Source organism: Roseburia hominis, from assembly GCA_040702975.1.
GTDB lineage: Bacteria > Bacillota > Clostridia > Lachnospirales > Lachnospiraceae > Allocoprococcus > Allocoprococcus hominis_A.
In genome coordinates, this window is the sequence record CP159990.1 from 633,152 (window position 1) to 646,977 (window position 13,826).

The window sequence follows — 13,826 nt, forward strand, 5'->3', positions numbered from 1 at the left end:
TGAGAAGGGACGCCGCCGAGCTGTGATATAGGGGATTGGAACGCGCTCTCGCTCGGAAAAAAACGCAGCGGTACTAAGATGCCAGGGCGCCGCGAGGCGGCTTCTGCCATCTAAGTGCCGGCGTTTTTTACGGTTCCAATCCCCTATATCACAGCTCGGCGGCTACGCGTTCTCAGGGGGAACTTTGTGAAGTTGTGGAGGGAAGGTTGTGGTGGAATTTTGGGTGTAGTAAAAAGGAGATGATGGAGTTAGTTAGGAATACGGTATAGTATGAGTGATAAAATATAGGCGACCATAGAGGCGCAGAAGTGCGTAATAGCTGAATTATAAGGGAATTTAGATGAGCAGGAGCAGGTGATAACGCTTTTAGGGAATGAATAAAGTTTGAGTGGACAAAAAGTAGATTAGGTATTTAATTTGGGGAAATATGAGCGGGCTGAATAAGCCTGCTTTTTTGTGTGCATACTCCGATTAATCAGAGAATTGGTAAAAAGGAGGTACATAGGTTTGCAGTATAGAGAAGTTTATTTGCCGGATGAGGTGGATCAGATCAGGAGAAGAGATAGGGTTTTTCCGGGGAAGAAGAGTGTGATTTGTTTGGTGGCGGCGGTTTTGATGGCGGGGGTTTTGACGGGGAGTGTGGTGCATGGGCAGAGAGTCTCGGAGAGGGTGAAGAAGACGCAGGAGGATTTGGCCGGGGAGGTGTTTCGGTTTCATGTGCTGGCTAATAGTGACAGTGAGGAGGACCAGGCGCTGAAAATGCGTGTGAAGGAGGCGGTGATTTCTTATATGGAAGAGGAACTTCCGGAGGCGGAATCGGCGGAAGAGACGAAGGAATGGGCCAGGGCGCATGTGGAAGATATAGAAGAGGTTGCGGGAGATGTGATTCATGAAGAGGGATATGGATATGCGGTGAAAGCGAAGGTTACAGAATGTGAATTCCCGGATAAAACGTATGGAGATGTGACATTTCCGGCGGGGAGGTATGAGGCGCTTCGGATTGAGATTGGAGAAGGAGAGGGGCATAATTGGTGGTGTGTGTTGTATCCTAATCTTTGCTTCCTGGATTGTGTACATGCGATTGTGCCGGAGGAAGGAAAGGAGGAGCTGAAAGAGGTGCTCACGGATGAGGAATACGAGATGGTCACGGCGGGGACTAAGTTCAGGATTAAGTGTTTTTTCCTGGGGGAATAGGCGGCATGCTCGATGAAGTAATCATGAATATGCTAAGTTTTTCTGGGGCGAATATATAGGTACTGTAAAGAATGGCGGGGAACTTCCCCGCCATTGAAAAAACACCAGGAGGGCGTAAAAAATCTTGTGTCTATAAAAAATGAATTTTTCTGATAAGAATTAGATATGTAATATTTTGCTGTCGAATTCATGCCTTTACTGTTGTCGAATTAGTTGTTCTATTTATAATATAACCATTTGGCAAGATTTTATACATCTTTTTTGATTTTTTGCATAGCAAACAAGGCATTGTGCTTATTGCTCTTTTGTGGGCTCTGCCCACACCCGACCTCTGGAATAAGATTGGGATTTTTTGGCAATAATACAAATGCCGACGGAATAAAGGAGAGGCGGGAATGGGGGCTTCAGGAGCGTTGCCATTCCTGCCTTTTCTATTTACAGATAATCGGTAAGCCTTTCTCCATATAAAACAATCAGCTGATTCAATACCTGATCCCAGTTCCGATATCTCTGTGTCCACTTCTTAACTACATTTTCACTGGCAAGATATAACATCTTTTCCAATGCCGTATCGCTCGGGAATACACTTTTAGTTTTCGTGACTTTCCGATACTGCCGATTCAATCCCTCTATAATATTCGTTGTGTACATGATCCGTCGGATATCATTTGAAAACTGGAAAAAGGAACTCAAATCTTCCCAGTTGTTTTCCCAGTTACTGATTGCATAGGGATATTTCTTTCCCCATTTTTCTTTAATGGCATCAAGCTCTGACAAAGCTGCTGCTTCAGTTGGGGCATTATATACTGCTTTGAAATCGGAGGAAAATTTTTTTAAATCATTATAGTTTACATATTTGAAGGAATTACGCAGCATATGGATGATACATCTCTGGATCTCTGCCTGAGGATAGACTGCCTGTATTGCTTCTTTAAATCCTGGCAACCCATCTACACAGAAAAAGAGAACATCTTTTACCCCACGATTTTTCAGATCATTCAGCATCCCCAGCCAGAACTTGCTGGTCTCATTGGCACCTACTGTAATGCTCAGGATATCTTTATAACCTTCCACAGTAACCCCAAGGACCACATAGGCAGCACGGCTTAAGATTCTTCCGTCTTCCCTGACCTTGTAATGGATGCAGTCCATAAAAACAAAAGGATAAACCGGATTCAGAGGGCGAGACTGCCATTCTTTGACCTGTGGGAGGATCTTATCAGTAATCTTGCTGACCATTTCTGCTGATAATTCAATTCCATAAAGATCCTGAAGCTGGTCATGAATATCACGTGTACTCATACCACGGGCATATAAAGAAATCACTTTTTCTTCAATCCCGGAAATGTCCCGTTGATATTTAGGAATCAGTTTTGGCTCAAACTCTCCATTGCGGTCTCTCGGGACATCAATTTGAAATTCACCATACTGACTTTTCAGGTTTTTCGTAGAATAACCATTTCTTTTATTGCCGGTGCTCAAATCCCCTTTATGATTTTTTTCATAACCGAGGGTTGCATCCAACTCAGCCTCCATAAGCTCCTGAAGGATGTCTTTGAAACTGTCTTTGAGAAGTGCATATACATCTGCAACGCTGTTGATGTTATTTTCTGAGATAATCTGTCGAATTTGTTCCTTTGCTACTGCCATAAAAATACTCCTTTTCGATAAGAATTGTCATATCTGAATTCTTACCAAAAAGGAGCCATTTTTTACCAAAAAACACAAACTATTTTACACTACCAACACCAGACTTTGATTAATCATACTGTAATTTAATCTTAATCTTGTCGCCTCTGAAAAGCACCTTAGTATATTCGTAAGGCACATTATTAGTATCATATATAACATCTTCTAAAAGTAATAGAGGATGGCCGGCCTCTACTTCGAGCAAACTTCCTTCTTCTTTTGTCGCGATAATAGACTCCAAAGTCTCTGACACTTTTTGTCTGGTGAGACCATACTCCTCATTTAGAATGACGCAAAGCTGCTCTCTTTCCAACAAATCCTCCGAAAGTTTTTCTCTATACTTCTCATTTATGTAGGATACATGAAGGCTAATCGGGGCGTCTTCTATATAACGAATACGCTTAATCATAAATACGGAATCCCCAAATAAAAGATCAAGATTTTTGGCAATCTTACCAGTGCTTTTAATAGTCTTGCATTCTACAATCCGGGTTTTTACTTCATATCCCATTTGTTCCAGTTGTTCACGTATTCCAACGTAGGATGGACTCAAAGTAAGAATCTTTTCACTGACAAAAGTCCCTTTGCCCTGAACACGGTATAAAAGACCCTCTTTGACCAAGTCGGATACCACAGCACGCGCAGTCATTCTGCTCAGTCCATATAGCGAACTCAACTCGTTCTCCGAAGGGATTTTTTCATTTGGTTCCCATTTTCCAGCCTCAATTTCATCCATCAGAATACCTTTCAACTGCTGATATAGCGGTTTTGGCGTATTTCTTTCTAACATTATTTTCCATCCTTTCATACATGTATATTCTATATAATGAAAGTATAGATGTCAATCAAAAGTTTTAATTTGTCAAAAGGTGTTTATTTTTAGAAAATGCATTGACAGACCAATCGAAGGGTGGTATAGTGATATCATAACTTGTATATACAGGAACGTAACAATTAAACAGCGCATAGGAGGTTTCGTTATGAAAAACGCAGATGTAAGAAACATGAGTAAACATGATTTGGGACAATTCTTTGAATGTTCCCACGTGAGTTTTAATCCCAAGGAGAAGATAATTGAAAACTGTCATAAAGCTATTGAGTATAACCTTGCCGGAGTATATTGTAATCCTTACGAAGTTCCAATTGTAAAACCCATTATTGAGGGATCGGGTTTATTCCTTGGTATGAGTCTTGCATTTCCAAGAGGGATTGACCTTCCCGATGTAAAGGCATACAATGCGCAGAAAATTCAGGAGCTTGGCGTGACAAATATTGATTTTGTTATCAATTATCGAGCGGCCAAAGAGGGGCATTGGGATATTATTGAAGAGGAAGTAGAGAAAGTGAGACACGCCGTTCCGGAAGCAGTTTTAAAGATGATTGTTGAATGTTGTGAGCTAAACGATGAGCAGTTGGAAAAAGCTGTACAGATTGGCATTAAGAATAAGGTTAATTATATTAAATCTAATACTGGTCAATTAAAAGGTCCGACTTTCCATCAGATTAAGATGATGGCAGATATGGTGAAAGAGACAGACACGTTACTTAAAGTATCCGGTGTGCAGAGTCCGAAACCACAGAATGCATTTATTTATCTTCTGGCGGGGGCAAGAAGAATTGGCACACAGACTCCTTTTGAAATGCTTGACGGTATTGACGAACTGAGAGAGGCCGGTATTTTTGATTCTGTACAGCTTGATGAGCGGTAGGTGTTTAGTATGGGCAAATATTTAGTAGGTATTGATGAGGGGACAACAGGATGTAAAACATGCGTATTCGATTTAGAAGGTAATCTTATGGGGATGTCCTACAGTGAGTATTCGTGTATATATCCAAAACCTGGCTATGTAGAGCAAAAACCGGAGGAAGTATTATCAAAACTGTTCGCTACTTGCAAAGAAGCCATTGAAAACTCCGGGATAGATGCGAATAACATATTAGCGATGGGGTTGTCAACAATTTCAAATTCATTCAGTATCATGGATGAGAATGAAAATTTACTGCATGATTTTGTAGTGTGGAATGATATTCGTGTTACGGAATTGGAGATTAAAACGTTGAAGGAGAATTTCTCTCCGGAGGAACACTATCATACGACTGGGAGACCTATTACAACAGGAAATGCCGGTATCGCCAAATTCCTATGGTTCCAAAATCATGAGCCGGAAAAGTGGTCGAAAGTTTCCAGAATCTGTTGCACTCAGGATTACTATCTAAAGCAGTTCGGTGCGGACGGCTATTATGTGGATGACACTTCTGCTTCACGGATGGCTGCAACTGATATTATAAAGCATCAGTGGTCGGAAAAACATCTTAAACTTGCTGGGCTTGAAGGCGTTCAGATGCCGGAGATTGTTGTAGAACCGGGAAAAATAGTTGGGACAATAAAAGAAGAGATATCGATTAAGACAGGCCTGCCGGTAGGCTGCAAGATTTGTTTGGGGGCTATTGACCAAAATTGCAGTACCTTTGGCGGTGGTTTGGTGGAAAGCGGATCTGCAGTTATGGTGATTGGTACTTTTGGAAGTTGTTTTATTGCATCTAATCAACCAGCATATGATCCCAATATGAAGCTGGTAGTAAAAGAAAACCATGGCATGGGTAATTATACTGTAGAAGGAATGTCAAGTGCGGCTGGTTCGGCATTCAGATGGTACAGGGATACTTGCTGTCAAGATGAAGTTACTCTTGCAGCAGCTTCAGGAAAAGATGTTTACGACCTTATTGTGGAGGGGGCTAAGGAATCGCCGATCGGAGCTAATGGTGTTTTTTTCCTTCCATATCTTCAGGGAGTATCGGCGAAGCAGGATTATAATGCGCGTGGCACATTTCTTGGCATGACATTAAAGAATGACCACAACGATATGAGCCGTGCCGTATTGGAAGGAGTTTGCTTTGAGATGCTTGACATTGTCAATGCAGAGAGGGCAGCAGGAATTCCTTTATCCAGTATAAGGATTGTCGGCGGAGCGTCGAAAAGTGATTTTTGGTGCCAGATGTTTGCAGATATTATTCAGGTGCCATTTGAGGTGGTTAATTCTACGGAGACGGGGTGCCTTGGGGCCGCAATGTATGCCGGTATCGCCTTGGGGATATATGAGTCCTGCAGTGATGCGGTGAAGAAAGCGGTAGTTGTAAGCAAGATATTTTATCCGGATGAGAGAAAGGCAGAAGAATATCAGAGAGTATTTGATAAATGGAAAAACGCCTATGAAGCGTTAAAGGATGGTTTCTATATGGAAGCCGATAGTGAGGAAGAGAGGAAATGATATGGAGAAACAAAAGAAAGGTAAGATAGAGAAGCTCAGCGATTTTTTTGAGAGAGTGCTGCCTGATTCCATAACAATTGCATTTATACTTATGATTGTTGTTATTATTTTAGCAATTGTCTTAACAGGTGCGCCGTTGATCACTTCAACTGAGGATCAATTGAGCATTGTTGATTCGATTGGTAAGAATTTCTGGAACCTGCTGGCCTTTAGTATGCAGATGTGTCTTGCGTCAATTTTAGGTACTGTTGTTGCAAAATCCCCACCGGCAAGCAAGATATTAGGTAAAGTATGTGCGGTGCCGAACAGTCTGCTGGCATGCTATCTCTTCTCCTGTATCTTATCAGGAGTGTTATCTTGGATTCACTGGGCAGTAGGTTGGTTTGGCTGTATCGTAATTGCAAAACAGATTATGGTTCAGGCGCATAATAAAGGATTAAAGATTCATGCTCCGCACTTTGTTGCTACCACTTTTATTATATGTCTTATGATGGGGCAGGGTCCATCTGCCAGCCAGATTGCTTTTGGAGCCACCCCCGGTTATTTGAAATCGTTGGTTGATCCGGCAACAGCAGCTGGATTGAAGGACTATTATACTATTATTGAAGTGGCTTGTCAGCCTCAGGCTATCATCACAGAATTACTGGCTGCTGCTTTAATGTTTATCGTTCTTTACAAAATGAAACCGAAGGAAGACGCAAAATTTTTTGATGGTATGACGAAGGAACGGTTAATTGATTATACTGCGACCCCTGATTTGGCTGTTGATAAATCTACTCTTGCTAAGAGATTGTCCAACAGTGCAGTGATTGGTGTGCTGATGGGAGTCCTCTTCCTGGTTTATGCAATAAAAGGACTTATAACCAACGGATTTGCGGGATTTGGCATCAACGAATTCAACATGATTCTGTTTGGATTGTGCTTAGTATTATGCTTGAGACCAAGAATTTTTGGTGAATTATTTAAAGAATCTGTAACAAGTGTATGGGGGTTTATAGTTCAGTTTCCTATTTATGCGGCGATTTTTGGTGTTATGACCGGAACTGGACTGGATTCAGTCATTTCCAATGCGTTCCTCACTATTGCCTCCGCTCGTACATGGCCAAGCATAGCGTATGTGTACAGCGCGTTCCTTAATATATTTGTGCCGTCAGGCGGTTCTAAATTTATTATTGAAGCGCCATATATTATTCCAATTACTCAACAGTTGAATGTTGACATAAAAACAATTTTAATGTCCTATGGATTCGGGGATAATTCTACAAATATGTTAACTCCATTCTGGTGGATTGCTCCATGTGGAATGGCAAAAATTGATTATCATAAAGTAATGCCATATGCGGTAGTAGCTTGCGGGGTTAGCGTTGTATATTTTATCATTGCTATGTTCTTCTGGGTATAATTATGCATTTGAGATTTACTGTAAAATTAGGAGAAATATGAAATTGGGATAGTTAAGGAGGGAAAGACAGTGAATTTGCTTAAACAATTTTGGAAGAGAGCATTTGATTATAATGGAGTAATATCCAGAAAAGACTTTCTCTTAACCATTGCGGTAAATGTGCTAATATTTACGTGGTTGAACGTAACGGCATTACTGTTTGCAGTACTGGATTCTCAAAGTGGGGGAATCTTGTTAACGATAGGCGGGAGTTTTGCATACTTGGGAACAGCCTATCTGATATTACAGATATTCCCGATGATTGCGCTCATTATACGCCGACTTCACGACCACAATGAAAAATGGTGGATAATTTTATTGGGAGTGCATCCTATCGGCTTTATCTTTTTGACTGTCATATTATTCATGGGGACTGTGACGGAAGGAAATCGCTGGAGGCAGATGGATATTCAAAAAGGATTACTTATATAATAAATAACGCGATATTAAAAACAGCTGTGAGAAACAGGAGGATTCTCACAGCTGTTTTTAAATTGACATTTAAAAAATATATAGATATAATTGCAATGTAAATAGGAAATTTTTCCATTAGGAAGGTAATGAAAAGATGACAGAAGATTTTTCAAGTTTAATTAACCGGAATTCCAGCAGGAACCTGAGCAGACAGCTGGAGGATATATTTCGTGATTATATAAATGAAGGAAAGTGGAAACCGGATACTCTTATTCCATCGGAAGCTGTGTTAAGCAAATGTTTTGGCGTGAGCAGAGCTACAGTCCGCGCAGCTTTAATCAGTATGGAGCAAGATAAACTGTTGTACCGTATTCAGGGGAAGGGGACGGCAGTGCTGTCAAAGCAGCTTAGTAGCAGTATTCCTGTTGCAGGACTACGGAGAGCAATTCATAAAGCAGGATTGGAAAACAATGAAAAGCTTAATGTGTTGTTGTGTGAAAAAAGAAAGGCGCCAGATGACGTTGCCAAAAAACTGAATATACCGGTAAACGATGCAGTGATTTATGTGGAACGTACCAGTATTCTTGCAGTTTCTAAAGAGCCGCGTTCACTTCAATATATTTATATTCCTGAGAAAATAGCGGATGTTATTAATTTGTCAGAGATAAGGAACCATTTTTTTCATGAACTTTTCGAAAGGGCAGGAATCTACATGTGCAAAACAAAAGAGTGGCTTAGTGTCTCTGGAACGACTCCACATGAATCAGAATGTCTGAAGGTTAATTTGCACACGCCTTCTTTTGTTATTGAGGAGTTGCGTTTTAATCAAAACAAAGTACCATATTATTACATGAAGATAATCCGCCCCAGTGGAAGCTTGAAGTTTGAATTTTCTTCTGTTCAGGATGAGTGGGAAAAGTAGACGCTGTTTAAATTTAGATAAAAGAAGTCAAGAACCTCTTGACGAGAAGGGCAGCGGTGAAGAAGAGTGGTACCACGGAACAAAGTCTTTCGTCTCTTAGCTGTTAAGAGGCGGAGGACTTTTTATAGGTTTAAGAAAACGGAGGAAAAAACAATGGCTGCACCTTATAATCATAAGGCAATCGATAAAAAAATGGAAAGAAAAGAGGGCTGAGATTCCGGTGAACCTCGAAGGGGATGTGAACGGCAATTCAAAGCAGAAGTATTATTGTCGAGGGCGTAAAAAATCTTGTGTCTATAAAAATGAATTTTGAAAAATGAAATAGTAAAACCCTTGCGGTTTCCCTTGAAAGCGTGTAGAATATAATCTAATATTCGATGAAAGCAATAATGAGAGGACGGAATTACATGACAGATTTATTAGTCAGATTATTTGTAAAGGATTATAAGGATACGGAAAAGGTGTCTGTCCGTACTGCTTACGGTGTGTTGGCGAGTATGGTAGGCATCTTTTGTAATGTGGTTTTATCACTGGCGAAGATGGCGGTAGGGTTGGTGCTTCACAGCGTCTCGGTCACGGCAGATGCATTTAACAACCTGTCGGATGCGGGTTCTTCGATCATCGGGCTTGTGGGAGTGAAGATGGCGGAGAAGCCGGCGGACGAGGAGCATCCCTTCGGGCATGGGCGAATTGAGTATATCGCTGCGCTGATCGTGGCCTTTCTGGTCATTGAGGTGGGATTTACCTTTTTCAAAGATTCGATCGCGAAGATCCGGGAGCCACAGGAACTGAAATTTCAGGTGGTATCCGTGTGCATTCTGGTTCTTTCGATTGGAGTGAAGCTGTGGCTGGGATTGTTTAACCGGAAACTGGGGAAACGGATCGACTCCCAGGTGATGATGGCGACAGCGGCAGATTCCATGGGAGATGTAGTTACCACGTCCGCCACAATTTTATCCCTGCTGTTTTTCCAGATCACAGGCAGGAATATTGACGGTTTTGTGGGACTTGGAGTATCGTTGGTGGTTATGTGGGCCGGTATCGGTATTGCGAAAGATACGCTGGAACCTCTGATCGGTGCGCCGGTCACGAAGGAAGAATACAGGAGAATCAAGAAATTTGTAGAACAATATGATGGGATTGTGGGAAGCCACGATCTGATCATTCATAATTACGGGCCGGGGAGGAGCATGGCGAGTATCCATGCGGAGGTGCCGAATGATGTTTCGATTGAGCATTCCCATGAGATTATTGACCGCATCGAGAGGGAGGCTGCAAAAGAACTGGAGATGTTTTTGGTGATACATATGGACCCGATCGAGACCCGGGACGAGAAGGTACTGAAGATCAGGCGACAGACAGAGGAGGTTGTGGCACGCCTGGATGCGAAGTGCAGTATCCACGATTTCCGAATGGTGGACGGAGAGGAGCAGATCAATCTGATCTTCGATTTGGTAGTTCCCTGGGGGTACTCTGCGGACGAGGAAAATGCTCTGATGATGAAGGTGATGGAGGAAGTGCAGAAAATAGATCCGCGTTATCAGTGCGTGATTACTTTGGAACAGAGTTATGTTTCTGAGTAAAGAAAAAATATTATAAGAAATGAAAAAGTTTGCAGGAGGAAGAAATGTACGGATTTGACGGAAGGGTACGATTCAGTGAGATCGATCATACGGAACGGATGACGATGCCCGCGCTAGTCAATTATTTTCAGGATTGCAGTATTTTCCAGTCGGAGGATATCGGGCTTGGAATTGAGAAATTAAAGGAAGAGAAGCGGGCATGGATCTTGTCGGCCTGGCAGATCGAGGTGAACCGCTATCCCATGCTGGGAGAGAAGATTCGGACGTCTACGTGGGCTACCGGATTTGAAGGGTTCTTTGGGACCAGGAATTTTCAAATGGTGAAGGAAGACGGAGAAGTGCTGGCGTATGCCAATTCTATCTGGATTTTCATGGATGTGGAGAAGGGGCGTCCGGTGCGACCGGGGGAAGAGGATATTGCATCGTACGGTACGGAGAAGGCGCTGGATATGGAGTATGCCCCAAGGAAGATCGCTCTGCCGAAGGAGAGCTGTCCGGGGGAGAGTTTCCCGGTGAGAAGATACCAGATTGATACCAATGAGCATGTGAATAACTGCCAGTATATTCAGATGGCGGTGGAGGCGCTGCCGGAGTGTGAGCGGGCAAAACGTATCCGGGTGGAATATAAGAAATCTGCGGTGTTGGGAGATCGGATTTATCCAAGTATTGCGCGGGAGGAGACGAGAAAGGTGGCAGTCCTCGGCGACGAGGCGGGAAAGCCATATGCAGTTGTGGAATTTCGGTAGAATAAAGAGAGTCGATGGAGGAAAGAGAGATGGAGTTAGGAAAAAAACAGGTGCTGACGGTCGTGAAAAAGGTGGAGTTCGGAGTTTATCTTGGAACGGAGAAGGAGAAGGTGCTGCTTCCGAGAAAGCAGGTTCCGGCGGGAATAGAGCCGGGAGACCCGGTGGAGGTGTTCCTGTATAAAGATTCTTCGGATCGTTTGATCGCCACCACGAATGAGCCGAAGCTGACGCTTGGCGAGGCGGCGGTGCTGAAGGTTGTTCAGGTAGGTAAATTCGGTGCGTTTCTGGATTGGGGGCTGGAGAAGGACTTGTTCCTTCCGTTCAAGGAGCAGACTGTGAAGGTACAGGCGGGAGAAGAGTGCGTGGCTGCGCTTTATATTGACAAAAGCCAGAGACTCTGTGCCACGATGAAGGTCTATCCGTATTTGCGGACGGATTCGCCGTATCAGAAGGATGACCGGGTAGAGGGGATTATCTATGACAGCAGCAGGCAGTTCGGTATGTTCGTGGCTGTAGACGGGATTTATTCCGCGCTGATTCCCGGCAGGGAGGTTCCCGGAGGACTGAAGGTGGGACAGCGTATTCAGGCGCGTGTTACGGAGGTGAAGGCGGACGGAAAGCTGAATTTAAGCGTCCGTGAGAAGGCATTTATCCAGATGGATCAGGATGCGCTGCTGGTGCTGGAAAGAATGGAGAAGTACGGCGGCAGGCTGCCATTCAATGACAAGGCCGATGCAGAAGTCATTAAGAAAGAGTTTGGTTTCAGCAAAAATGCATTTAAACGTGCCGTTGGGCATTTATATAAAGAAAGAAAAATCGAGATTCGAAAGGATTCTCTGGTGCTGGTGAGAAAATAGAAAAATTGTCGGAAGAACTAGTACAACGTTTCATAAATAGCTATACCAAGTCGCTTGCCTACTTTTCCGAGTGCACGGGTCAAGGACAGAGGTTTACGAAAAGAAATTTGTGAAAATGCTTGCAATTTCTGGGAAATAGTGTATTATGAAGGACGAAGCAAAGAAATAGACAGAACTGTCCGGTGCAATGATAAGGAAGTGCACATCAGTGTGAAGGGACAGACGAAAGGAGTACATTATGAAGGTACAGAATATTACGAACATTGACAAATTTTTTAAGGTAATTGACAGTTGCTCTGGCAAGGTAGAGCTGGTAACAGGAGAGGGAGACAGACTAAATCTAAAGTCCAAATTGTCTCAGTATGTTTCTATGGCAAATATTTTCTCCAACGGAGAGATTCCGGAACTGGAAATCATCGCATATGAGAAAGAAGATATCGATAAACTGGTTTCTTTTATGATCAACGGTTAATGAAGCTAATGTTTCATAACATCGGCCGTCACTATTAAGTAGTGGCGGCTGTTTTTTTCTCTTGAAAATCTGATAAAACAGATTAACAAGGGCAAACATAAGTATACAAAACTGAATCTTATTTTCACACGGAAGGTGACAGAAGAAAGCGGTTTATGGTATACTGAAAGCAAAACATTTTATGCAAACCTGCAGAAATTTACCGATTATCTGATTCAGGGGAGGAAAAGTATGGCGAGTATCAGCGATGTGGCAAAGAAAGCAAAAGTAGCGAAAAGTACGGTCTCACATGTGATCAATCATACAGGGTATGTCTCGGAGACGACCCGTATGAAGGTAGAAGCAGCGATCAAAGAACTGGATTACCGCCCCAGCCAGCTCGGGCGTAATTTGTCAAAGAACCGGACGGATCTGATCGGAATCATCATTCCTGATATTTCCCATCCGTTTTTCGGCGCATTTGTAAAATATACGGAAGATGCCCTATATCAGAAGGGCTATAAGACGATGATCTGTTCTACCCTGGATCGGGAGAATCTGGAGGAGGAGTTTCTGGAAATGCTCCGCAGCCGCACGATGGATGGAATTATTATGGGGGCACATTCGCTGAAGCAGGAAGAATACCGGAAGCTGGGACAGCCCGTAGTGGCTTTTGACCGTTTCCTTGGGGATGAGATTCCGCTGATTCAGGCAGATCATGAGAGCGGTGGCCGCATGGCTGCAGAAGCCTTCGCAGAAAAAGGCTGTCAGTTCGTGGTGCAGCTTGTTGGCGCGCAGGTGGTGGATTCTCCCGCACGCGCATATCATGAAACATTTAAACAGATTCTGGAAGAACGCGGGATTCATACGGAGAGCATTGAGATGGGACATAACGCCTTCCGTGAGACAGATTTTCGCGAGATGGCAAGGCAGACCTTTGAGCGGTATCCGGAGGTGGACGGGATCATGGGAGCGGATCTTTATGCCCTTGCCTGCCTGGGAGAGGCAAGGCGGAGAGAAATTTCGGTTCCCGGGCAGTTAAAGGTCGCAGCATATGACGGGACCGCGGTTACCCGTCTGGGAGAACGGCAGATCAGTGCGGTGGTACAACCAATCCGGGAGATGAGCCGTGCCTGCGCCGAGATGATGGACTGCCTGGTACGTCAAAAAGAGATTGACGGGATGCGCCGGATTTTCCCGGTATCGTGGCAGGATGGGGAGACAATCTGACGGTATAGAGAGAAGAAAGGATAAAGAGGA

The 13,826-nt window shown here is 43.3% G+C and carries 13 protein-coding genes; 11 read left to right on the forward strand and 2 right to left on the reverse strand.

Annotated features, from left to right (window positions below; genetic code table 11):
- Positions 1-507: 507 nt before the first annotated feature.
- Positions 508-1,194, forward strand: a complete 687-nt coding sequence (gene spoIIR / locus ABXS75_02815) for a stage II sporulation protein R (protein XCP85749.1) — start codon at positions 508-510, stop codon at positions 1,192-1,194.
- Positions 1,195-1,629: 435 nt separating this feature from the next.
- Here spoIIR and ABXS75_02820 read toward each other — a convergent pair whose 3' ends face one another.
- Positions 1,630-2,844: an IS256 family transposase gene (locus ABXS75_02820; GenBank protein ID XCP85750.1), complete on the reverse strand. Its 1,215-nt coding sequence runs from the start codon at positions 2,842-2,844 to the stop codon at positions 1,630-1,632.
- A 109-nt stretch (positions 2,845-2,953) separates the two neighbouring features.
- Positions 2,954-3,673: a GntR family transcriptional regulator gene (locus tag ABXS75_02825; GenBank protein XCP85751.1), complete on the reverse strand. Its 720-nt coding sequence runs from the start codon at positions 3,671-3,673 to the stop codon at positions 2,954-2,956.
- Positions 3,674-3,863: 190 nt separating this feature from the next.
- Between ABXS75_02825 and deoC the strand changes: the two genes are divergently transcribed.
- The 10 genes from deoC (at position 3,864) to ABXS75_02875 (ending at position 13,796) form a co-directional block, all read left to right on the forward strand.
- Positions 3,864-4,592 carry a deoxyribose-phosphate aldolase gene (gene deoC, locus ABXS75_02830; GenBank protein ID XCP85752.1) on the forward strand — a complete coding sequence of 243 codons (729 nt, stop codon included), beginning with the start codon at positions 3,864-3,866 and terminating at the stop codon, positions 4,590-4,592.
- A 9-nt stretch (positions 4,593-4,601) separates the two neighbouring features.
- A complete protein-coding gene (locus ABXS75_02835) occupies positions 4,602-6,152 on the forward strand; it encodes an FGGY family carbohydrate kinase (protein XCP85753.1) in 1,551 nt (516 codons plus the stop codon).
- Between the two features lies 1 nt (position 6,153).
- A complete protein-coding gene (locus tag ABXS75_02840; GenBank protein ID XCP85754.1) occupies positions 6,154-7,554 on the forward strand; it encodes a TIGR00366 family protein in 1,401 nt (466 codons plus the stop codon).
- A 69-nt stretch (positions 7,555-7,623) separates the two neighbouring features.
- Complete coding sequence (locus ABXS75_02845; GenBank protein XCP85755.1) at positions 7,624-8,025, forward strand: DUF805 domain-containing protein; 402 nt, start codon at positions 7,624-7,626, stop codon at positions 8,023-8,025.
- A gap of 136 nt (positions 8,026-8,161) precedes the next feature.
- On the forward strand, positions 8,162-8,929 hold the full coding sequence (locus ABXS75_02850; GenBank protein XCP85756.1) for a GntR family transcriptional regulator: 768 nt from the start codon (positions 8,162-8,164) through the stop codon (positions 8,927-8,929).
- Between the two features lie 407 nt (positions 8,930-9,336).
- Positions 9,337-10,512 (forward strand): cation diffusion facilitator family transporter, encoded by a 1,176-nt coding sequence (locus ABXS75_02855; protein XCP85757.1) that lies wholly within the window; start codon positions 9,337-9,339, stop codon positions 10,510-10,512.
- A 44-nt stretch (positions 10,513-10,556) separates the two neighbouring features.
- On the forward strand, positions 10,557-11,258 hold the full coding sequence (locus tag ABXS75_02860; GenBank protein ID XCP85758.1) for an acyl-ACP thioesterase domain-containing protein: 702 nt from the start codon (positions 10,557-10,559) through the stop codon (positions 11,256-11,258).
- A gap of 29 nt (positions 11,259-11,287) precedes the next feature.
- Entirely contained in the window at positions 11,288-12,115 is an 828-nt protein-coding gene (locus ABXS75_02865) for a S1-like domain-containing RNA-binding protein (protein ID XCP85759.1), read from the forward strand.
- 238 nt (positions 12,116-12,353) lie between these two features.
- Positions 12,354-12,587 (forward strand): polya polymerase, encoded by a 234-nt coding sequence (locus ABXS75_02870; GenBank protein XCP85760.1) that lies wholly within the window; start codon positions 12,354-12,356, stop codon positions 12,585-12,587.
- A 231-nt stretch (positions 12,588-12,818) separates the two neighbouring features.
- The gene (locus ABXS75_02875; protein ID XCP85761.1) at positions 12,819-13,796 is read left to right on the forward strand and encodes a LacI family DNA-binding transcriptional regulator; all 978 of its coding nucleotides are present in this window, start codon (positions 12,819-12,821) and stop codon (positions 13,794-13,796) included.
- Positions 13,797-13,826: the final 30 nt, after the last annotated feature.

What these genes read in the sequence shown, in the direction of transcription:
- ABXS75_02820 (XCP85750.1), bottom strand. Translation starts at nt 2,844, where the DNA reads ATGGCAGTAGCAAAGGAACAAATTCGACAGATTATCTCAGAAAATAAC.
- ABXS75_02825 (XCP85751.1), bottom strand. Translation starts at nt 3,673, where the DNA reads ATGTTAGAAAGAAATACGCCAAAACCGCTATATCAGCAGTTGAAAGGT.
- deoC (XCP85752.1), top strand. Translation starts at nt 3,864, where the DNA reads ATGAAAAACGCAGATGTAAGAAACATGAGTAAACATGATTTGGGACAA.
- ABXS75_02835 (XCP85753.1), top strand. Translation starts at nt 4,602, where the DNA reads ATGGGCAAATATTTAGTAGGTATTGATGAGGGGACAACAGGATGTAAA.
- ABXS75_02840 (XCP85754.1), top strand. Translation starts at nt 6,154, where the DNA reads ATGGAGAAACAAAAGAAAGGTAAGATAGAGAAGCTCAGCGATTTTTTT.
- ABXS75_02850 (XCP85756.1), top strand. Translation starts at nt 8,162, where the DNA reads ATGACAGAAGATTTTTCAAGTTTAATTAACCGGAATTCCAGCAGGAAC.
- ABXS75_02855 (XCP85757.1), top strand. Translation starts at nt 9,337, where the DNA reads ATGACAGATTTATTAGTCAGATTATTTGTAAAGGATTATAAGGATACG.
- ABXS75_02860 (XCP85758.1), top strand. Translation starts at nt 10,557, where the DNA reads ATGTACGGATTTGACGGAAGGGTACGATTCAGTGAGATCGATCATACG.
- ABXS75_02865 (XCP85759.1), top strand. Translation starts at nt 11,288, where the DNA reads ATGGAGTTAGGAAAAAAACAGGTGCTGACGGTCGTGAAAAAGGTGGAG.
- ABXS75_02870 (XCP85760.1), top strand. Translation starts at nt 12,354, where the DNA reads ATGAAGGTACAGAATATTACGAACATTGACAAATTTTTTAAGGTAATT.
- ABXS75_02875 (XCP85761.1), top strand. Translation starts at nt 12,819, where the DNA reads ATGGCGAGTATCAGCGATGTGGCAAAGAAAGCAAAAGTAGCGAAAAGT.